The organism is Brucella sp. 22210, from assembly GCF_052045675.1.
GTDB lineage: Bacteria > Pseudomonadota > Alphaproteobacteria > Rhizobiales > Rhizobiaceae > Brucella.
The window spans coordinates 26095-47211 of record NZ_JBQEPD010000026.1; the positions used below are offsets into that span (position 1 = coordinate 26095).

Genomic DNA, 21117 nt, shown 5'->3' on the forward strand with positions numbered 1-21117 from the left:
GATCGGCCCGCTCGTTAACGAGCGGGCCACATATCCCCTTTGCTCCAGCGTTTCGTCGCTGATCCGAAAGGAGGACTGCGTGCTCTATTTCATTGTGCGCCGCGTCTTGCAGATGATCCCGACAGTTCTGGCTGTGTCATTGCTGGTTTTCGTCATATTCAGTGTTGTTCCCGGCAGCATCGCGACCGGCCTTGTTGCCAGCGGCAAAGGCATGAGCGACCCGAAACTGGTCGAAAAAATCACGCAGGAATTCGGCCTCGACAAACCCGTTCACGTGCGCTTCGGCAACTATCTCGTTCAACTCGCCAAGTTCGATCTCGGCACGTCCTATCGCTCAAGACAGCCGGTCGTTACGCTCATTCAGGAGCGCATGTGGCCGACCTTGAAACTTGCCTTCGCAGCAATGGGATTTGCAATCTTGATCGGCGTGCCGCTGGGGTTTCTCGCCGCACTCAAGCCCGGAAGCATCCTTGATAGCACGACGATGATCGGTGCGGTTTCCGGGCTTTCAATGCCGCAATTCTGGCTCGGCCTGCTGGCGATGTACCTGTTTGCACTAACGCTCGGCTGGCTGCCCAGTTTCGGTTATGGCGACGGCGGCATACGCAATATCATTCTGCCCGCGCTGACTTTGGGTGTAGCACCCTTGGCTCTGCTGGCGCGAACAACGCGCGCTGCAGTGCTGGAAGTGATGGGCGCTGATTTCATGCGCACCGCACGCTCGAAGGGCATGAACAGCTTCAGGCTTGTGAAATGGCACGTGATGCGCAACGCGCTTGTGCTGATCATAACGACAATCGGTCTGCAATTCGGCTCGATGATGGGGCAGGCCGTCGTCGTTGAAAAGCTCTTCTCGTGGCCCGGCCTTGGCTCCTTGCTGATCGATAGCGTTTCACTGCGCGATATTCCTGTTGTGCAAGGCGCAATTCTCGTGATCGTCTTATGGTTCCTCGTCATCAACACGATCGTCGACATTCTTTACGCGGTCATCGACCCGCGCATCAGCCACGAGTAAGCCAATGAAGCTGCGTTTTAATCTCATATTCGGCGGGCTCGTATGCATCATCATTCTGACAGCGGCAGTCTTTGCGCCGCTGCTGGCCCATTATCATCCGGTTCTTGATGCCGATCTCATGAATGCCGAATTGCCGCCCGATGCCCAGTTCTGGTTCGGGACAGACGCGCAAGGTCGCGACGTTTACTCACGTATCCTTTACGGCGCGCAGGTGTCGCTGACAGTCGGCATTGTCTCGCAATGCATCAACACAGTGATCGGTCTTGGCTTCGGCATTTCGGCTGGCTATTTCGGTGGCTGGTGGGATGATTTCGTCAACGGCTTGACCAATCTCATGTTGGCAATCCCGTCACTGATCTTTGCGCTGGCCATTATGGCGGTTCTCGGCCCCGGCCTGCCCAGCCTCTTGCTGGCGCTTGGTCTGACAAACTGGTCCTGGACATGCCGCATCGCCCGCAGCTCAACGCTTTCACTCAAGAAGCAGGGTTACGTGCAGGCTGCAAAAATGCTGGGCTATAGTGATATCCGCATCATGATCACGCAAATCGTGCCCAATATGATCGGCCCGATCCTTGTCATTGGTACGCTTGGTATGGGCGACGCCATTCTCGCCGAGGCCGCACTGTCCTATCTCGGGCTTGGCATCAGTCCGCCTGACCCAAGCTGGGGCAATATGCTGACCGACGCGCGCGAGCTTATCGTCAACGCGCCATGGGCAGCTATTTTCCCCGGCGTGGCGATCTTCCTCACCGTGCTTGGCCTCAATCTCTTCGGCGATGGCCTGCGCGACTGGCTCGACCCGCATATGAGGACACGCAAGGTATGAGCGAAAAAGCACTTTTGGAGGTGGAAAACCTCCGTATCGATATCGTGTCCGGCTCCACCAGTCACAATGTGGTTGAAGATGTATCCTTCACCATTGGCGCGGGAGAAACCTTCGGTCTCGTCGGTGAATCCGGTTGCGGCAAGAGCATCACCGCGTTGTCGATGATCGGCTTGCTACGCAAACCTCTGTCGGTCACAGGCGGTGCCATCCGCTTCAACGGACAGGATTTGAACAGTCTGTCATCGCGCGAAATGCGCAAACTGCGCGGCAGTCGCATCGCGATGATTTTTCAGGAGCCAATGACCGCGCTCAATCCTCTGTCTCCTGTCGGGCGGCAGATTGCGGAAATGTTTGTACTGCATCAAGGCGCGACCTGGCATGAGGCCGAACGTAAAGCTGTTGAAGCGCTGGCAAATGTGCAGGTTCCTGCACCCGATCAACGCGTGAAGAACTATCCGCACCAGATGTCGGGCGGCATGCGCCAGCGCGTGATGATTGCGATTGCACTGGCTTGTGATCCTGATCTTTTGATTGCAGACGAGCCCACCACAGCGCTTGACGTGACCGTACAGGCCGAAATCCTGCGTCTGATGCAGGAGCTTTGCGCTGAGCGGGGCACGTCCGTGCTGATGATCAGCCATGACCTTGGTGTCATCGCCAAAATGTGCCGCCGTGTTGGTGTCATGTATGCGGGGCATCTGGTGGAGGAGCGCATAACTGCTGGTCTGTTCCAGCATCCGTCGCATCCTTATGCGCACGGCCTTCTGGCGTCGCTGCCTCGGCTCGGCTCGCGCCAGAAGGAAGGACAACGCCAGTTGCAGGAAATCGAGGGCGTTGTGCCATCCATCTCCGCCTTTCCAAAAGGATGCCGGTTTGAACCGCGCTGCACGCGCGCAACAGAACTATGTCGCGCCGAAAAGCCGGGATGGACGCCGCTGCAGGATGCGGGTGTGGTGAGGTGTTTCCATCATGAATAACATGCATTCGACCCGAACAACGCAACCGCTCGTCACCATAGACGATATATGCGTTTATTTTCCTGTCTCGGGTGGCGTCTTCAGCCGTTCCAGACAGCTGCTGCGCGCCGTCAACAATCTCAGCCTGACGCTCAACAAGGGTGAGTGCCTGTCGATTGTGGGTGAATCCGGCTGCGGTAAATCCACCCTCGCGCTTTCGATCGTGGGGTTACAGAAACCGACCAGCGGCGAGATTTACTTTGAAGGTCGCCCGATCACGGGCAGAAACGAACCATCGCGGCTTGAACGCGCGCAGATGGCGCAAATGGTGTTTCAGGATCCGTTTGCATCGCTCAATCCGCGTCAGACGGTATATACCTCGCTTGCCGCTCCGTTGCGGCTTCATGGCGTGGCATCGCGCAGCGAGGTGGATGGGCGGATCGAGGAGATATTGCGCCTCGTCGGTTTGAAGCCTGAGCATGCGAAACGTTTTCCGCATGAATTCTCCGGAGGCCAGCGTCAACGCATCGGGATTGCGCGGGCGCTTTTGCTCAATCCGAAGGTAATTGTTCTCGATGAACCTGTCTCTGCGCTCGACGTCTCTATTCGTGCACAGATCATCAATTTATTGCTGGAGCTGAAGGAAAGGCTGGGCCTATCCTACATCATGATCAGCCATGATCTGAGCGTCGTGGAACATATGAGCGACCGGGTGGCGGTCATGTATTTTGGACAGATCGTCGAAAGTGGCCCTTGGGACCGGATTTTCTCCAATCCAACCCATCCTTACACAAGACGATTGATTTCAGCCATTCCCGACCCAATGACCGAGCTTTCCGGAGGGCGTCTTCTGGATGACAGAACCGCTCCCGAAGCACCCGAAGGCTATGCTTTCTATCCGCAGAGTTTCGGCAAACATGATGTTCATGAGGTGCCGCCGCCCACGCAATTCATCGATATTGGCGGTGGACAGCATATTCGCGTTATTGAGAGGGGATAAGCTAATGACTGCGCGCCAATTCGCGATGCAGCTCTTATAACTGTCGTAAAATTGCCGGAATGGCCGGGCTAAGAATTCGAATTCTTCATGGCTGAAGGTTAAAATCTTGCGCGTCTTACTTGTTGAAGATGACATTATATTAGGGCGTTCTCTCTCTCAAGTACTTGAGAAACATGCTTATGGCGTCGATTGGGTTCAGGACGGCGAGGCGGCGGTCGAGGCCTTGGCGACGCTCGACTACAGTATTGTGGTGCTCGATGTTAATTTGCCGAAACTGAGTGGCATTGATGTTCTGCGGAAAGTCCGGCAAACCGGCAACAGCATACCGATCCTTTTATTGACGGCTCGAGATCTGCCACAGCAACGGGTCGAGGGGCTGGACAGTGGCGCCGACGACTATCTCACCAAACCATTCGATCTGGAAGAACTGCTCGCCCGTTTGCGTGCGGTGATGCGACGGCGCGACGGTCGTGCAGACAGTATTTTGAAAAGCGGTCCGATTGAAGTTGATCCGGCGGCAATGGTTGTTCGCGGAAGCGATGGTCCAATTCCCGTTACCGCGAAAGAGTTTCAGCTTCTGAAGTTGTTGATGGAACGCGCAGGTAAATATGTGACCAAGCGCGATATCGAATATGCGCTTTACAGTGCGGGAAGCGCGATTGAAAGCAACACGACCGAGGTGATTATCTACAATCTGCGCAAGAAATTGGGATCGGAATTCATCACCTCGATGCGCGGTGTCGGATATATGGTTGAACGATGAAACAGCCCACTTTGACGTGGAGCCTGTTCATCCGCGTTGTTCCGACAATACTGATCGCACTGGTTATTATCGGCGTGTTCGCTTTCCAGAGCGCGCTGCGCGAAATCAATCATATCTATGATGCGCAGCTGATCAACGATGCCAATGTGCTGTGGAATCTGCTGCAGAAGCCGCTGCAAAAGCACAATTTCAATGAGGCGCGTCAGTTCAAGGACCTCGATTTTGCCATGGGGGATCAGCTGGCGTTGAACGAAGACGTCGACGACTATGCGGATGCGCATATGTTTCGGGTCTGGAAGAACGGAGGGATCGCTGTCTATTCTACAACGGCATTTCGTCCCGAACAGCCCTTGTCGGGAAGCGGTTTGTCCGATGTCGTCTATGACGGGGAACTCTGGCGGATTTATACGCTCCAGATACCGGGGGACCAGTTTGTCGTTGAGGTTGGTGAGAAAACCGAACTGCGCAATACACTGGTCTCCAACATTCTGCTCAATCTCGTCATCCCGCTGCTGATCCTTGTTCCCTTGATCGGATTGTTGATGTGGTTCGGCATCCGGCGCGGATTGCGGACGATTTACGGACTCATCAATCAGATACGCAGCCGTTCATCGGACGATCTCTCGTTCATCCCAACGGATGGATTGCCGCGTGATCTCACGCCTCTTGGACGGTCCGTCAACCAGTTGATGAGCAAGCTGGATCGCTCTTTGACTGCCGAACGGCGTTTTGCTGACCATGCTGCGCATCAGCTCCGCACGCCTCATGCAGGTTTGAAGTTGTTGCTCCAGATGTTGCAACAATCGGATAATGAAGATGAGCGGAAAGCCATCGTCGCCAGCCTCGTGCAAAGCAACGAAAAGGCAATGCGTTTGATTGAACAGCTTCTGCAGGCCGGACGTGTCAGCTACCAACAGGTTCAGTATAGTCGGTTCAATCTCTATGACATGGCCGCATCCGTTCTGGCCGAACTGGGGCCGGTCATTCGACAAAAACGTCTCGAGATCACCCTGGATGGTAGGGAAGATGCATGGGTCGATACCGACGAACCACTGTTACGATTGCTTATTGAGAACCTGATCGAAAACGCCACCAAATATACGCCGGAGGAGGGCGACATTCACGTTTCGCTCCATGAAGCGAGTGAAACGGAATGGCTGTTGACGATCTGTGATACTGGATCTGGTATTCCATCGGAACAACGAGAAGCCGTGTTCCAACGGTTCTACCGTGTTGGCTCCCCGCAGGAGGAAGGAACGGGACTGGGGCTCGCCATCGTCGCGGATATTGCTGCGCGCCTTTCGGTGAAAGTGTCGCTGGATGTGCCTGCAAATGGCCGGGGTTTGCGCGTCGACCTCGTTATTGGTAAAGCGGCTGCGGCCTCGTCCCGGCGCTGAATTTCTTTGCATAAAATGCAGATTTTTTAAGAAAATAGGCGAGATTTCAGTTTCGCTTCATTTTCCCATCAGCATCGCCTCAGTTACGGCTGCTAGAAGCCCTGTCAATTAGCAGAGGCCGATTAGATGCATGTATATTGTGACTTTGACGGAACGATTTCGACGCATGATGCAACGGATTATGTTCTGTCTCGTCTTGCCGATCCATCATGGGAAGAAATCGAGGCACAGTGGGCTGCGGGCGAGATCGACTCCGGTGCCTGCATGCGCCAGCAGATTGCCCTGATCGATGCGCGTCGTGATGAACTCGATGCGGTCCTGGATGAAATCGAGATCGATCCCGGTTTCATTGCATTCGTCGCCTTCTGCCAATCGGAAAACTTAGCCGTTACCATTGTCAGCGATGGTGTGGACTACTTTATCCGGCGCATTCTTTCGCGGATTGGCCTCGACTCATTGCCCGTGATCGCCAACCGCTTTGTGGTAACCGAACATGTCGGACGTGATAGCTACGCGCTCCTTTCTCCTTACGCCGACAGTGGATGTCGGGCTGCATCAGGCGTCTGCAAATGCAGAGTTCTCGATGTTGCCGTCCCTCGCGTCTACGTTGGCGATGGTCGGTCGGACTTCTGCGTGTCCGACCGACCAGAACTAATCTTCGCCAAAAAAGCCCTGGCGGATCACTGCCGCAACCAGAATATCCCGTTCATAGCCTATGACGGCTTTCATGATGTCACGCGAAGTCTGCGCGGCCTGTTGCCCGCATTGCGGGAAGAGGAGTTCCCCCAGAGGTTTGCTGCTGCTTGAGTAATCACCTGTCTCGCTGAGTTCCCAGACCTATAAGTCCCAACCTTCGTAACGGCAAATCTGCTCACGAGCAGCAAGTCGACGCTCAAAATGCGCCTGTTGCAAAGACAATCACTATCATTCCCAGAAAGCACATCCATGAACAAGACTGTGACTTCCAATTCGTCCCAACCCTATTCGGTTGTTGCTGAAACTGAAAGCGATCTGCGTCTGCTTGAAGAGCTTTATTGCTCGCATGGTGACACGGTCCATTACTCGGAAAATCCCGCGTTTTTCACCGGTTGCGAAGGATCATTTCTGTTCAACGAGCAAGAGACGCCATTTCTCGATTTGCAGATGTGGTATTCGGCAGTCAACTTCGGCTATCGCAACCCGCGCTTGAATGCAGCTGCACATCGCCAGCTTGATACGCTGCCGCAGGTCGCCTCGCAGTATCTCCACCGCGAGAAGGTGGAACTCGCGGCCTTGATTGCGCAGGACGCGCAACGCAAGTTCGGCACTAAAGGCCGGGTACATTTCAATGTCGGCGGATCGCAGGCTGTCGAGGATTCACTCAAGCTGGTGCGCAATTTCAGCGGCGGCAAGAGCCTGATGTTTGCCTTTGAAGGCGGCTATCATGGACGTACGCTGGGTGCGTCGTCGATCACATCGAGCTATCGTTATCGCCGTCGTTACGGCCATTTCTCTGATCGCGCGCAGTTCATCGAGTTTCCGTACCATTTCCGTGGCCCCAAGGGTATGAGCAAGGAAGAGTACGGGCATTATTGCGTTCAGAAATTCGCTCGTTTGTTCGAAAGCGAGTATAATGGTGTTTGGGATCCGAAGGCTGGCAAGTCGGAATTCGCTGCCTTCTATGTGGAGCCGATACAGGGCACTGGTGGCTATGTTATTCCGCCGATGAACTTCTTCAAGGAACTGAAGAAAGTTCTCGATGAACACGGCATCTTGCTGGTGGTCGATGAAATTCAGATGGGGGTCTATCGCACCGGTAAACTGTGGTCGATTGAACATTTCGGTGTCAATCCGGATGTCTTGGTGTTCGGCAAGGCAATCACCAATGGCCTCAATCCGTTGTCAGGTATCTGGGCGCGTGAAGACATGATCCATCCGGGTGTTTTCCCTCCCGGTTCGACTCATTCCACATTTGCAAGCAACCCCATGGGCACGTCTATTGCGCTTGAGACGTTGCGGATGCTGGAAGAAGAGAAAGACTATGGCGCCACGATCATGGAGAAGGGCGCCTACTTCCTCGATGGACTGAAGCAGCTTCAGGCAAAACACAAGACAATCGGCGAAGTCGATGGTCTCGGCCTCGCGCTCCGGTTGGAAGTTTGTCAGGAAGACAGTTACACGCCAGACAAAGCCACGCTTGACTGGATGTGCGATGAAGGCATGAAGGGAGACCTTGCTGTTAATGGCAAGAACTATGGTCTCGTGCTCGACGTTGGCGGCTACCACAAGAATGTTATCACGTTGGCTCCCAACTTGCTGATTTCCCGCGAAGAGATCGATCTAGCGCTGACACTGCTCGATCAGCTCTTCGTGCGCGCAGCAAAGCGGTAACAAAAATGCAGCTCCATCTTCTTCATCTCGATGACGCGCTGGAGCTGCAGTCCGACTTTATGAGGACGTGCTGCGATGCTGGCGCGTCCGAAATCATGGCTAAGGCTGAAGGCGACTTGCTTCGCCTTTGGGCCCGCCCGGATGACTTGGCCAAGTTGAAGAAGCAGCTATCGGATGCTTTCTCAAAGCGGGGTGGAGAGGCTTCCCTGTTCTTCATGGGCTCTGGTGATTTTCATCACGTCACATCTCTGTTGCTTGAACTTGCGCTGGAACAATCGCGTCAGCCGATCACACTGATCCATTTCGACAATCACCCCGATTGGGTTCGTTTCAAAAATGGTGTGCATTGTGGGTCCTGGGTCAATCGGGCTGCTGCAAATCCTCTGGTGAAGAAGATCATTACCCTGGGTGTGTGCAGTAGCGACCTGAACCTACCGGAATGGAAAGGTGCCAATCTGTCACTTTTGAGGGACGAGCGGCTCGAACTTTATCCCTACGACCATGCACCCAGCCGTGTCTGGTACAATTATGGTGCTGGAGCGAGCCATTCCCACAGAGGGGGTTACATTGATTGGCGAACGATTGCCGATTGTGGAGAGACGGAATTCTTACCGCGTCTGATCTCGCGTGTTGGGACTGAGGCTGTCTACATCACCATAGACAAGGATGTTCTGGCCCGCGACGAGGCCGTTACGAACTGGGATCAGGGGCAGATGCGGTTGCCGTTTCTGTTGGAGGCTCTGCGGGTGATCAGCGGACGTCATCGCATCGTCGGGGCTGATGTGATTGGTGATTATTCGCGCCCCAATTATCGCGGATCGTTTGCCCACCGGATCGCGAAAAATATCGAGGTTATGCTTGATCAGCCCGCCGGGCCCGATGCCATGGAGCACACAATCGCGGTCAACAGCGCACTCAATCACCAACTTCTGCATGCATTGAGCGGGATGATGGTGCAATGACCGGAACGCTTTCCTTGTCGATGCTGGCACTGGTGATTTTCTGCATCCTTACGGAAGTGGGGCGTGAAGTCTGCTTCAAGTTTGCGGCGGATCGCGCGCCCGACATGTGGCGAACCCTTTTGCTGCCGGTCACGTGGCTGGGTGTGATTTTCTGGGCGGTGGAATTGTTCTGCTGGATGCTGGTGCTGGAACAGGTTCCTCTGTCAATCGCCTTTCCCTTGATGGCGTTGAGTTACGCGGCGATGGTCGCTGCCGGGTCCTTATTCTTTTCCGAAAAGATCAATCAGCGGCACGCCTTCGGAGTTTCTCTGATCACAATTGGCGTCGTTTGCGTCGGCTTCACAGGGCTTTGAGAAAGTAGAATTCATGAATCTCTCCGATCCGTTTTCATTCTTTATGCCGGGAACAAACGGGCAGGCCGTGTTACTGGTTCACGGCATGACGGGTGCTCCGGCGGAGATGCGCCTGGTCGGGCGCCTTCTCAATCGACGGGGCTTTATGGTCTATGCGCCTCTTCTTGCTGGACACGGAGAAAGCGAAGCGTCATTTCGCAAAAGCCATTGGCGCGACTGGCTTGATAGTGTCGATGAAGCGACGGAAAAGCTGAAAGCCTATGCGGACACCACCTATGCAGCTGGTATTTGTGTGGGGGGAAAGCTGGCGCTTTTGTCTGCGCATCGCAATCCAGATTCCATAAAGGCTGTCGCACTTTATTCTCCGTGCTTTCATTATGATGGCTGGGCGGTGCCCTTCTTCTATCCATTTCTATCCCGGCAAATCGGCTGGCTGGCGCATGTACCCTTTCTCAATCGCCTGAATTTTTCCGAAACTCCGGCAATGGGCATCAAGGATGATCGGTTGCGCCGCCTCATGACAGGCATGTCGGCAGAAGGTGTGCTGGAACATTTCCCCGGGACCGGGATCATTGAAATGTATCGTCTGGGACGAGCATTTCGACAGCAGCTTCCTGCCATTCGAACCCCGACACTCATTCTCCACGCGCGCGAAGATGATCTGAGCAATCCACGACAGGCAGAATATATCTCTCGGCATCTGGGAGCACCAAACAGTCTGCACTGGATTGAGGACAGCTATCACATGATTCATGTGGATCGGCAGCATCGCTCAGTCGCGGATTTCACCGCCAGCTATTTCGAGGGGCAGAATGCTTGCGAGCTTGTTTGACGGACTGCCAGCGTGCACGCCTGTACTCATCGGCAAGACTGCGCTTGCTGAAACGCGCGTTGTCGCCTCCATAGCCCATATCGGTCGCGAGGCCTGGAATGACTGTTTTCCCAACGAAATCGAAAACTATGACTATCTGCTAGCGGTCGAACAGGCTGGTATTGAGGGTTTCCACTGGCGATATGTCACGATTGTTCAAAACGAGCGCATTGTTGCCGCAATGCCCGCTTTTCTGACGGAGTATCAACTCGATACGACATTGGAGGAGGGGCGTATGCGCCGGCTGGTGCGCGGCGTCAGGCGGTGTTGGTCGAGCTTTCTCACATTGCGTCTCGCCTGTCTTGGCTCGCCCTGTACCGAAATTGGAACCCCCGGCTTTCATATGTCCGTCGTACCGGAGATGCAGCCGGTTTTGCTAAAGCAACTCCTCGAAGGCTTTAACCGAATGGCCGATGCTGAAGGCTGCGCCCTTCGTGGCATCAAGGATGTGCCTGAAACACTTCCCGTTGTCTTGCAAACGGTGTTTGCAGCGGGTGGTTATGCCGTCATGCCCGGTCTGGCAACCGCGTGGCTGGACATAGACTTTGCTTCGATCGAAGACTATCTGGCGCGGCTTTCACCTGGAACACGCAAGGATATGCGCCGCAAATTGCGCAGCCGTGATCCAGTTACTGTTGAGTATCACTCGGATATTACCGATTTTTTGCCACGTTTCATGGAGCTTTATAATCACACGCGGGAACGAAGCGAGTGGCAGTTTGAAGCGCTCACCAGCGCCTATTTCACGGGAATATTACGGCAGATGCGCGGACGGTCTTTCTGTGCCGTCTACAAGGTGGAAGAGCAAATTCTAGCAGCGAACATTTTCGTTTGCGATGAACAGGTGCTGATCGACAAGTTCTTCTGTATGGATGTAGAGGTTGGACGCAAATACAATCTCTATTATCTCAGCTGGTTCAACAATCTGGAATACTGCCTCAAGCACGGTATGCGCCGCTATCAAAGCGGGCAGGCGTACTATGAGAACAAGGTCAGGCTTGGCAGTCGTCTGACGCGCAATACGATGTTTTTCCGGCATCGCAATCCCATAATTCAGGCCGTGTTGAAACTGGTTTCACCGATGTTTGCCATCGATGAAACACAGGAGGCGAAGTCGTGAAAAGTCACGTCTCGCTCTGGATCGCCATTCCGGTCTTCAACACATTGGCGCAGATTTTCGTCAAGTTTGCAGCCGAACATCTAGATGAGATCACAACGGCAGGCTTTGGGTGGGTAATCGCTGCGGCAACTTCGCCATGGATGCTGGCGGCCGTGGCGGTGGAAATTGCGTGCTTCTTCTTCTGGATGAAAGTGCTTGCCGATTTCGATCTCAGCAAGGCTTTTCCGATTTCAGCCATCAGCTATGTGGCGGTGCTCGCCGTCAGCTGGCTTTGGTTTCAGGAACCGACCAATCTTTTGCAGATAGCGGGAACCATCCTCATTCTGTCAGGGGTCTGGCTGGTCTCCACCGCTGAACAGGTTGAAGAAGAACTATCAGAACCGGAGCTCAAATGACCGGCTCAATATGATGCCGATGGAATTTTGATTGGGTGATCCGCCTTGCGTGACAATTGGACTGTCGGCGGCATCGCTCACCAGCCGTTCAAACTTGTCATAAGCCTGAATGCTCATAGTATCGGTTAGCTGGTAAGTGACACTTGCCACAACGCCAACCGATTTCACACCTCCGCGTGCATCATAGGCGGGCAATAGAGCCCCATTTGCCACTTCATTAGCGCTCACGCCGAAATTGTTTTGCATATAGGTTGCGTTGGCAAAGGAAAGGCGAGGGCCCACCGAGAAAATCAAATCCTTGCCCGCGCGTTGAAACCAATCGGCCCCCAGATCGGCTACAAAGCCGTCATCATGCCGTAATCCCTGTCGGGCTTCGACACGAAAGCGCAGTTTGTCCTGAATGGCCCAATATTGTGCGAACGCGCCTGCATCCACGCTCCAGCGGATTTCGTGCAACCCTTGCAGGCTTGGGTCGTCAGAGGGTTTGCGATTGCCGCGAAGACTGACAACCGGTCCGATCTCGACGCCACCCAATTCAAACAGCGAATAGTCGATATTGTCGTCGGGAGCGCTGAGGTCTGCTGCTTCACCAAGGCGACGTATATCGAAGGAGGGCACAAAGCTGAACGACTTATCGTGCGCGCCTTCGTAAGACGGGCCATACTCGGTGCCAGCCCCGAGTGTAATGATCCAGCCGCGCGGTTCTAGCGGAGCGGAGGAAGTTGATTGATCGGCAGCCATGACATTGGAGGTCACAAACAGGCAGGCCAATGCTACCCCTCTGTACACACAACGATTGATCTGCCTCATCGGCCTGAAACTCCTTACGCCAAGCCGTCACAAATCTGCATCGGACCTTAATTCCTTGCAGTCTACCACAAATGGATAGGCAATCCACGAGGAGTTTTCTGCGGTAAGGTTGCCTTTCCACATCTCTGACGAACTGGTTAAAGGCATCGGCAGGTCGCCCGCTCCGTCTGTAGTGATGAAGCGGGCAACCATTTCTAGCTACTTTGGCGGAGCCACTGCAACATAGACGGCGGAATGTCCGTTATACTTCGGCTCGAACCAGTTTCCGTTGCAATCCTTGTAGTTTATTCCGTTGACAGCAACATTGGTGCAGTCTGGCGGAACATTGGCGATGACCGTGCCAATAGCGACGGCTGCGGCGGTGCCAACTATGGCCGCGGCTGCCGGATCCCAACCTCCATTCCAATAACCCGGCCAATATGGACCTGGCGGTGGGGGAGGCGGGGGCGGCAAAGGATGCGGCCCAGGTCCGGGTGGAACTGGCCCGGGACCCGGGTGTGGAGCAGGACCCGGCCCGGGATGTGGTTTCGGTGCCGGATGAGGTTTTGGATAGGGGCCGGGATGTGGAGCCGGCACCGGATGATGCGCTGGATGCAGGCCCGGCGCCGTTCTTGCATGCGGAACATTGCCACCGCGAGGGCGCGGCACCGATGGATTGAAGCGGGGCTCAAAATGTGCTGGCCCGTTAAAGCCGCCCATCCGGGGACCATGAAAGCCTCCGCCACCACCGAAGCCATGCATTCCGCCGCCGCCCAAATTCATGCGCGGCATGCGCCCGCCAAAGGTTCCACGAGCCTCGGCAATCTGGGGGGCAATCATAGCCGTGGCGAACAAAAGTCCTATCGTGATACGAAATAGTTTCATTGCGGATTCCCCTCTTCCAGGAAGCGGAGCTTTTGCGCGTTGGGCGGTGGCGTGAATTCAAAAACACTCGCCTGAATATCGGGCGTTTCGTTCCAATTGAGAACAGCTGTCATACGCGGGCGGGTCTGATCGTCACGATCCACAAGCGAGACCTTGAGGGGCAAAGGTGGGCCGTCTGAAGCAATCCAGACTTCGAAATCCTGATCACTGGTGCGGTAAGCCCAATGATCCGTTGGCTTGCCATTCACCGTTGCATTACCAGCGTGAAAGCCTTCGACAATCTCTTTGATAGGCGCGTCTGGTGTGCCCCAAGCAAATAAATCCGCCAATGGGAAAGTCAGATGATATTTCTGAGCGGCTTCTTCAAGCGTTTCCTTGATCGTCGCGGGTGCTGGAGCCTGAGCATAAGTATTGCTGTTTGGCGAAACGTAGGTGAACGTCGTTCCGTTATAAATGAACTCACCCTGCACCACATCGGTTTTCAGATCGATACGGAGTTTGTTCGGTCTTTCAACCTCATAAGTAATCTCGTCACCAATCTCCAGTTTCTGGTCGGTATCCAGAACGGCGTCCACACTGGTTTGAGATTCGAGGGAAAATTTCTGCAAGGATTGCAGATGCTTCCCCATATTCTCTAAGGCTTGAATCGAAGCGGGTTCGATCCTGTCGGAAGCAGCCTTGCCGTCTTGTGCGGCAGATATAGCAATCATGCCGAGCAAGAATAGCCCGCTGACTGTACATCGGAGAATGCGCCTGTTGATCGGCATTGGAGTCCTCCTTGAGTGTTTATGGACTGCAGATGATGGCACGTGGAATGAAAGGTCATTCGAAGGCATAGACCTTCTTCCAATCATTCTTCATGTCGACGATGACCCAATTTCGTTTCGGCGCTTCGGTCAGAGCCTTGTCCAGCTTGCCGAATGACGACTGCCGATCATAGGCATATTCCCGGTCTCCGTCGGTGTGATGGATGAGGATGCCGAGGCTGTTGGGAGAGGTGGTGCCCCAACGCAGCATTTCGTAATCACCATCGGAGTTGCCTGCGATAAAAATCGGTTTCTTGCCGATGATGCGATTGATGCCCACCGGTTTGCCGGGACCATCATCGATGAAATCGACCTCCGGCAAGCGTTTCAGGACGGGCTGTTCATTCTCGACAGCATATTGGGTTTTGATACTGCTGCCGATCACCTGCTCAGTGGGAATGCCATATGCCTTTTCGGTCATGGGACGCATGAACTCCACGCCACCGCCAGACACGATGAATGTCTTGAAGTCATGAGCACGCAAATAATCAAGCAGCTCGCGCATGGGCAGGAATGTCATTTCCGTAAAGGGCTTACCTGTCTTTGGGTGTTTTGCCGTTGCGTACCAATCCGTGACAATCTTGTTGAACTCGTCCGTTGTCATGCCGGCATGGGTTGCCATGCCAAGCTCCACCACGCCCTTCTCGCCACTTTTCGCGATGCCTGCCAGATCGCCGTTGAGGATGGATTTGAACGGCTCTGTCGTCTTCCATTCCGGATGATCGGGAGCCAGTGCCTTGACGCGGTCCAGCATGAAGGCCAGCTGAAAATAATAGGGTTGCTCCGTCCAGAGCGTACCGTCATTGTCGAACACGGCAATTCGGTCAGCAGGTGCTACATAATCTGTATTGCCTTCCTTCGTTACCTTCTCGACGAAGTCAACGATCTGCTGTCTGGATTTACTGTCATTCCAGTTGGAAAGCTCTGCGGCCCATGCTGATGTAGATATCTGCGATGTGACGATCAGCACTAACAGCGTAAGAAAACGCATGAACTTCCCCCTAGTTCGTTGGCCTTTTCACACACCGAAATCCGACATGGCTTGTGGATGTGTCTTCGGGTTCTGCATGGCGCGCAGCCGGACGATAGCGGCGGCAATAATCAGGTGAGCAGAGGTGAGAGCCGCCCTTCAGCACACGTCTGGCGATGCGGATATCGGGTTGTTGTGGGTCCAAACTCGCCAATGCTTCGCCCCCACGGGGGTTGCTGGGTATGCAGCAGGGACTTGCAGCCGGTTCCGCATGTCGCGTTGTCCAGTAATCATTGGTCCATTCCCAGACATTGCCGATCATGTCGTAAACGCCATAGCCGTTCGCGGGGAATGACCGGACTGGAGATGTTCGCTCACGCCCTGCTGGTTTCGTGCTTTTCACGGGAAATACGCCTTGCCACGTGTTGGCCATGGCAACGCCATCTGGCATCAATTCGTCGCCCCACGCATATTCCACGTCCTCTTGCCCGCCTTTGGCTGCGAACTCGAATTCTGCCTCGGTTGGCAGATCAAGCCCTGCCCATTGGGCATAGGCAAGCGCATCGCAATGGGCAATGTGAACGACAGGATGATCGAGCTTGCCGCGCAAATCGCTGAGCCCGCCCAATGGCTTGCGCCAGTTTGCTCCGAATTTGAATTTCCACCATTGGCCTATATCGCGACCTTCGATCCGCTTTGGCGGCGTGAACACAAGTGAGCCCGCGCGCAGCATTTCGGGCAGGGCGCCGGGATAGTCATCAGGATCGGGTGCTTTCTCTGCCATCGTGATATATCCCGTTTCTTCAACGAAGCGGGAAAACTGGCGATTGGTGACAGGTGTTGTGCTGATCCAAAATCCGTCCACCTTTACCGGGTGTCGCGGCGCTTCCTCGGGATAATGGTTGTCCGACCCCATCTGAAACGTCCCGCTTGGTATCCAGGCCATTTCATCTGAAGCCTGCTCGGAATAACGTTTGCTCGAAGCGTTCATACCCATCGTCATCCTCCGCGAAATTGTACAGAGGTTGCCTTTGTGCCTCTCTGACGGGAAGTACGTTACGGTAAATCAGGAAAGTGCATCAGGGGTTCAACGCGACGAGGGCAGGTGGCTTTGTGGTGCTTTTACACGATATACGGTTCTCAACGCCGCGAGCCAGGATACGGCGATCAATCTCTTCCGGGGCGCTATTTCCATAAAGCTGTCGTTGTAGGATCTCGACTTGCGCAACCAGTGACGTGTCACCTGCTGCCCGCGCCCAATCTTCAAGGGAGGCGTATCCCTTGCGACGAGTCCAGGCTTCCAGCGCAGCGTTGATTTGTGGATAATCCCCCGTTTTGATAATGCGAAGTGTCTGTCGTCTCTGCCTGCCGATCGAGTTTCGCCGCCGCTCATTCCATTTGTGCAGATGCTTCGAAAGCCGCGCCCGATATCGCATAGCGATGGCCAGAACGACAGCGATCATAAGTACGGCTAACGCCAATATCCAAAGCACCTGCCGACTTGGCATGTTCTTGTCTGCGGGTTCAACGGATGTCGCAGATTTCGCTGTATTTGGAGCGACCGTAACGGTAGCCGCCGGTAAAGTTGCGATCTGAACCTGCTGTGATTGCACATCAAACCAGCGATAGGAAACCGCCGGTAGCGTGAAAGTGCCAGGCTTGGAAGCCGTGTAGACGATGGTTTCGACACGTCGACTTGCTGTTTGTCGCCCCGCTGCAACATTGTCCGTCACAGTGGCCGGCTTTACATACTGGTCCAAGCCTTGTGAGGCGCCAACATTGACAGGCGGAATGGTGATCGCCACCGTATCCGTTGCGGTAATAGTAAGTGTTCTGACCAGAGCGTCTCCGGTCTGCAATTTATCCGGTGGCCTATCGAAACTTTGTGTCAGTTCCAGAGACCCGGCAGCAAATTCAGGCTGTCCATCCTGTTGGGCAGCGCCGACGCTGAAGGACAGCGGTGCGCTCGTCACGGTTGTGTGCTTGCGATTTCCATCCTCAAGATAGTCGAACGAAATCTCGATTGCGGGAATGCTATAACTCCCGCTGACTTGGGGTATAATAGAATAGCGCTTTTGAATACCGCTGAACTGAACGCCATTTATGGTGTCTGTGACGTTCTGGGATCGTTCATCAGGCAATGTCACCAGAGCGTGCGGCAGTGCGAACAGGGGGAATTGTGGGGGCGAGGTGAAGAAACCCGGAGCAAGCACATTCAGAACGAGATGAACTTGCTGGCCTGGCACGATTGTGCCGGTTTCTTCGATCTTGGCACGTATGATGGGTTCCTGCGCTGCGGCATCACTGACGAGAAATCGGGTTGTCAGAAGCAGGCCGAAAACGATGAGACGAAACAGAATCCTCATTTGGTCCCGCCTTCTGCTTCAATCGAAAACCGGCGTGCCAGCATAGCGGCCGGGCTGACGGCAATGTTTTTGATCCACATCTGAGAAGTTTGTTCAGACATGGCAATTTCAACATCTTTGCCTTGTTTGCCCTTGTCATCAAACTGGACACTATCAGGCTTCAAATCGGGATCTTCTGTCTGATCCTGCTCCTCTTTCTGCAGTGCTTGCAGGAGACGTTTTGCCGTCGCGAGATTGGCCTGAACATCTTCCGAATTTGGGTTTGCCTGAAGTGCTTTCTCGTATGCGGAAATAGCTTCGGCGAATTTCTTCAGATGCACCAACGCATTGCCTTGGTTGTACCAGCTCTGCGGGCTGTCGATGACGGCAAATGCATTGATGGCTTCCTGATAATTCCCGGCCCGGTATTCGGCGACACCACGCCACATAGGATTGCGAAACAACTCTGCAGCTCTGGAAAAATCTTTGTTTTGAAAAGCAATTCGTCCCTGCTGGTCCTGTGTCAGCCACATATCTTCGAAGGAGCCAGCGTTTGCCGGATCGTTTCCGATTAAATAAATGGCAATGATCACGCCGCCTAGTCTGACAACCCAGCCGCGTCGGAACGTGAGGGCAAACAGCAGCGCTGCCGGGATGAGAAACCACCATCCGCTGTCGCGCCATCGGCTTTCCTTATCCGATTGTTGTTGTGCAAAGTTTCCCTGTATCTGTGCCGTAATCCATCGAACATCGGCATCGTCGTCAGTGACGGTTGTGACTGCAATAGTGTTTGAGGCGCGCAGTTGCGCCATGCTTTCAGTATCGAGTTTGGTAACGAGGCGCGTACCACTGTCTGATGAAAGAAAGCCGCCGTCGCCGGTCTTGATCGGCCCACCATCCGTCGTACTGATGATCAACACCACAACGCCATTATCCCGTTCATCGCCCAGCGATTTGATGGCTGAGGTTTCTACTCCGTCTGTCATGAACAATATTGTTCCGGAAGAACCGTCATCTTTCAAAAGTTGGGCTGCGCGGGTAAGTGTTGCACCCGTATCCTTTCCGGGACGCGGCATGATGCCCGTTGAAAGCGCATCGGTATAGGATTCAATCAGATCGGCGTCATCGGTGAGGGGCAAAACCAGATGTGCTGTGCCTGCGTAAGCGATCACAGCTGTTCTAGCCCCGGCGCGACTTGCCAGAATATCGTGGGTTTTGAGCTTGGCCCTTTCGATGCGGCTGGGGCTGACGTCAATGGCATCCATTGTTTGTGAAAGATCGACCGCGATCACCAGTGATGCCGTGTCATGCACGAAAGGTGGTGTTTCCTTATCCCAGCTTGGACCGGCGATTGCGAGGATCATGATGACCATAATGAGAGCCAGAAGTGTCGCTGGCTGAAAACGCCGCTTGCTGTCTCCTTCGATAACCAGTCGCTCGAGCAGATGTGGAGCAATCATGTTCTTCCACTTCTGCTTGACGTTTGAAGACCGCGCGGCAAGCCAAACCAGGACAAGCGGCAGTATCAATAAAATTAGCCAGGCGGGGCGCAGGAAGTGAAAGTCGGAGGTCATGTCGCTGCTCTCCGTACCATTCGTGCCTGTGCAACACTAAGGCAAAGAGAAAAGATCAATATCATCAATGAGAGTGCTGCCGGATACTGGAACAGCTCCCGACGCGGTCGCCATGACAACTCTTTCTGTTCCTGTGGCGTTATACTGTCCAGCATATCGTAGATGGCGGCCAGACTGGTCTGATCCTGACCGAAGGAATAGCGCCCACCCGTTTGCGTGGCGATGGCCTGTAATGTCTTTATGTCGACCTTATCCTCGCCGGTGGCGTTTGGGTCACCGATTGCGACAGTGTGAATAACGATGTGGTCGTCTTTGGCGATTTCTGCGGCTTTTAGAGGCGGCATCTTGCTTGCAGTATCGTTGCCATCGGAGAGCAGGATAAGCACTTTCTCGGGCACATTCGATTTCTCGAACATGCGAATAGCAAGGCCGATGGAGTCGCCCATTGCGGTTCTGGGACCGGCTTCGCCCGGCACGAGAGAGCCGATCATTGTCCGTATTAAATCGTGGTCCATCGTGAACGGCGCTAGCGGATAAGGGGCGTCGCCAAAGGCGATCAACCCCAGCCGGTCGTATGCCCGCCTTGCAACAAAGTCGGCTACCACTGTTTTGACGGCATTGATCCGCGTGTCCAACGCACCGCTTGGTGTCGCAAAATCGCGCGTATCCATCGATCGGGAAAGATCGAGCGCTAGCAATATATCGCGCTGCGGTATCGATTTGGTAATCGGCGGTTCGATGAGTTGCGGCCGGGCAAGCGCCAGAACCAGCAAGCCCCAAGCTAGTAGATCAAGGACGATCTGCCACCAGCTTCGCCGCGGAATGATCGATCCCACCGTTGGTTCAACACCTGCTGCTCGTGCGACATCTTTGAAGAAGGGCAGTCTGATTGAAGCGGTCGATACCCGATGGCTTGGCAGAAGCCACCAGAGAAGCAGCGGTACTGGCAACAGAAGCAGAAGCCATGGATGATCGCGTTCATACATGATGCCTCTCGATCCACAGTCGTGCCTGACCGACGATCACAGGCAAGTCCTTTGTCGGTCCCGGTTCATATTCCTGACCCGTCAGGAGTGCCTTCAGATCATCGCCGAGCGGCTCTGAACTGTGTTGCTCGAGGAAACAGACCCAGCGACTGCCAGATAGAGTTGCGACGTCGATGCGAGGCCATGCGGATAGTGCCGTGCGCTTCAGCAGTTCGGCAACTTCTATCGCCGGTGACCGTGCTGAGAGTGTATTGTTGGAAATTGGAGTGCACCCCGTTTCGCCGGACACGTCGGCTAGGTTGATTTAGCCCTGATGAACTGCCGAGGGGAAGCCATCTTGAGCGCGGAATGGGGATGAATTTCATTATAGTCTTCAATCCATCCATCGATGAGACGGAGCGCCGTTTCGGCGTCCGGTAGTGCCGAGATACGGATGTAATCCCGCTTCAGGGTTTTAACGAATGCCTCGGACATTCCGTTCGACTGCGGGCTGGCCACGGGCGTGAAGCAGGGCGTCAGATTGAGTGCTTGAGCAAACAGCCTCGTGTCCCGCGCGGTATAAGCCGAGCCATTGTCAGAGAGATGCTCGATAGCATGCGGGGCTCGTGTTGCATGGAAGCGTTTCTCGACCGCCTCCAACATCATGTCACGCACGTCTGAGCCGGAAATGCCTGCATTGGCAACCGCCGTCCAGGCGATGATTTCGCGGTCGAATGCGTCGATGACGAAGGCGA

Annotated in this window: 23 protein-coding genes; 13 read left to right on the forward strand and 10 right to left on the reverse strand. The window is 54.4% G+C overall.

Annotated features, from left to right (window positions below; genetic code table 11):
• The first annotated feature begins 79 nt into the window (after positions 1–79).
• From ACTJKP_RS21675 to ACTJKP_RS21735, 13 genes are all read left to right on the forward strand, one after another.
• Entirely contained in the window at positions 80–1015 is a 936-nt protein-coding gene (locus ACTJKP_RS21675) for an ABC transporter permease (protein WP_440632124.1), read from the forward strand.
• A gap of 4 nt (positions 1016–1019) precedes the next feature.
• Positions 1020–1841 carry an ABC transporter permease gene (locus tag ACTJKP_RS21680; protein WP_078340669.1) on the forward strand — a complete coding sequence of 274 codons (822 nt, stop codon included), beginning with the start codon at positions 1020–1022 and terminating at the stop codon, positions 1839–1841.
• Positions 1838–2818 (forward strand): ABC transporter ATP-binding protein, encoded by a 981-nt coding sequence (locus ACTJKP_RS21685; protein WP_440632125.1) that lies wholly within the window; start codon positions 1838–1840, stop codon positions 2816–2818. Before ACTJKP_RS21680 ends, ACTJKP_RS21685 begins: the two co-directional genes overlap by 4 nt.
• On the forward strand, positions 2811–3797 hold the full coding sequence (locus tag ACTJKP_RS21690; protein WP_440632126.1) for an ABC transporter ATP-binding protein: 987 nt from the start codon (positions 2811–2813) through the stop codon (positions 3795–3797). Before ACTJKP_RS21685 ends, ACTJKP_RS21690 begins: the two co-directional genes overlap by 8 nt.
• A 106-nt stretch (positions 3798–3903) precedes the next feature.
• Positions 3904–4560, forward strand: coding sequence for a response regulator transcription factor (locus ACTJKP_RS21695; protein ID WP_113534845.1), 657 nt, complete (start codon positions 3904–3906; stop codon positions 4558–4560).
• Positions 4557–5957: an ATP-binding protein gene (locus ACTJKP_RS21700; RefSeq protein WP_440632127.1), complete on the forward strand. Its 1401-nt coding sequence runs from the start codon at positions 4557–4559 to the stop codon at positions 5955–5957. The genes ACTJKP_RS21695 and ACTJKP_RS21700 overlap by 4 nt, the downstream gene beginning before the upstream one ends.
• A 126-nt stretch (positions 5958–6083) precedes the next feature.
• Positions 6084–6764 (forward strand): MtnX-like HAD-IB family phosphatase, encoded by a 681-nt coding sequence (locus tag ACTJKP_RS21705; RefSeq protein ID WP_440632128.1) that lies wholly within the window; start codon positions 6084–6086, stop codon positions 6762–6764.
• A 138-nt stretch (positions 6765–6902) separates the two neighbouring features.
• A complete protein-coding gene (locus ACTJKP_RS21710; protein WP_440632129.1) occupies positions 6903–8327 on the forward strand; it encodes an aspartate aminotransferase family protein in 1425 nt (474 codons plus the stop codon).
• A 5-nt stretch (positions 8328–8332) separates the two neighbouring features.
• Positions 8333–9289: an arginase family protein gene (locus tag ACTJKP_RS21715; RefSeq protein ID WP_440632130.1), complete on the forward strand. Its 957-nt coding sequence runs from the start codon at positions 8333–8335 to the stop codon at positions 9287–9289.
• Positions 9286–9642 carry a permease gene (locus ACTJKP_RS21720; protein ID WP_440632131.1) on the forward strand — a complete coding sequence of 119 codons (357 nt, stop codon included), beginning with the start codon at positions 9286–9288 and terminating at the stop codon, positions 9640–9642. The genes ACTJKP_RS21715 and ACTJKP_RS21720 overlap by 4 nt, the downstream gene beginning before the upstream one ends.
• A 13-nt stretch (positions 9643–9655) precedes the next feature.
• Positions 9656–10474 (forward strand): alpha/beta hydrolase, encoded by an 819-nt coding sequence (locus tag ACTJKP_RS21725; RefSeq protein ID WP_440632132.1) that lies wholly within the window; start codon positions 9656–9658, stop codon positions 10472–10474.
• Entirely contained in the window at positions 10455–11633 is a 1179-nt protein-coding gene (locus ACTJKP_RS21730; protein WP_440632133.1) for a GNAT family N-acetyltransferase, read from the forward strand. Before ACTJKP_RS21725 ends, ACTJKP_RS21730 begins: the two co-directional genes overlap by 20 nt.
• Positions 11630–12028, forward strand: a complete 399-nt coding sequence (locus ACTJKP_RS21735; protein ID WP_440632134.1) for an EamA family transporter — start codon at positions 11630–11632, stop codon at positions 12026–12028. Before ACTJKP_RS21730 ends, ACTJKP_RS21735 begins: the two co-directional genes overlap by 4 nt.
• Here ACTJKP_RS21735 and ACTJKP_RS21740 read toward each other — a convergent pair.
• The 10 genes from ACTJKP_RS21740 to ACTJKP_RS21785 all read right to left on the reverse strand — a co-directional run.
• On the reverse strand, positions 12008–12838 hold the full coding sequence (locus ACTJKP_RS21740) for a MipA/OmpV family protein (protein WP_440632135.1): 831 nt from the start codon (positions 12836–12838) through the stop codon (positions 12008–12010). The two genes, ACTJKP_RS21735 and ACTJKP_RS21740, sit on opposite strands and share 21 nt — an antisense overlap.
• 198 nt (positions 12839–13036) lie before the next feature.
• Positions 13037–13702 (reverse strand): hypothetical protein, encoded by a 666-nt coding sequence (locus ACTJKP_RS21745; RefSeq protein ID WP_440632136.1) that lies wholly within the window; start codon positions 13700–13702, stop codon positions 13037–13039.
• Positions 13699–14469, reverse strand: coding sequence for a DUF2092 domain-containing protein (locus ACTJKP_RS21750; RefSeq protein WP_440632137.1), 771 nt, complete (start codon positions 14467–14469; stop codon positions 13699–13701). The genes ACTJKP_RS21745 and ACTJKP_RS21750 overlap by 4 nt, the downstream gene beginning before the upstream one ends.
• A 55-nt stretch (positions 14470–14524) precedes the next feature.
• Entirely contained in the window at positions 14525–15499 is a 975-nt protein-coding gene (locus tag ACTJKP_RS21755; RefSeq protein ID WP_440632138.1) for an HAD family hydrolase, read from the reverse strand.
• 10 nt (positions 15500–15509) lie between these two features.
• The gene (locus tag ACTJKP_RS21760; protein WP_440632139.1) at positions 15510–16475 is read right to left on the reverse strand and encodes a formylglycine-generating enzyme family protein; all 966 of its coding nucleotides are present in this window, start codon (positions 16473–16475) and stop codon (positions 15510–15512) included.
• An 82-nt stretch (positions 16476–16557) separates the two neighbouring features.
• On the reverse strand, positions 16558–17724 hold the full coding sequence (locus ACTJKP_RS21765; RefSeq protein ID WP_440632140.1) for a BatD family protein: 1167 nt from the start codon (positions 17722–17724) through the stop codon (positions 16558–16560).
• A 116-nt stretch (positions 17725–17840) separates the two neighbouring features.
• Positions 17841–19397, reverse strand: a complete 1557-nt coding sequence (locus ACTJKP_RS21770; RefSeq protein ID WP_440632141.1) for a vWA domain-containing protein — start codon at positions 19395–19397, stop codon at positions 17841–17843.
• Positions 19394–20383: a VWA domain-containing protein gene (locus ACTJKP_RS21775; RefSeq protein ID WP_440632142.1), complete on the reverse strand. Its 990-nt coding sequence runs from the start codon at positions 20381–20383 to the stop codon at positions 19394–19396. Before ACTJKP_RS21775 ends, ACTJKP_RS21770 begins: the two co-directional genes overlap by 4 nt.
• Positions 20376–20672 carry a DUF4381 domain-containing protein gene (locus tag ACTJKP_RS21780; RefSeq protein ID WP_440632143.1) on the reverse strand — a complete coding sequence of 99 codons (297 nt, stop codon included), beginning with the start codon at positions 20670–20672 and terminating at the stop codon, positions 20376–20378. The genes ACTJKP_RS21775 and ACTJKP_RS21780 overlap by 8 nt, the downstream gene beginning before the upstream one ends.
• A 5-nt stretch (positions 20673–20677) precedes the next feature.
• On the reverse strand, positions 20678–21117 hold a 440-nt coding region (locus ACTJKP_RS21785; protein ID WP_440631580.1), incomplete at its 5' end, for an integrase core domain-containing protein.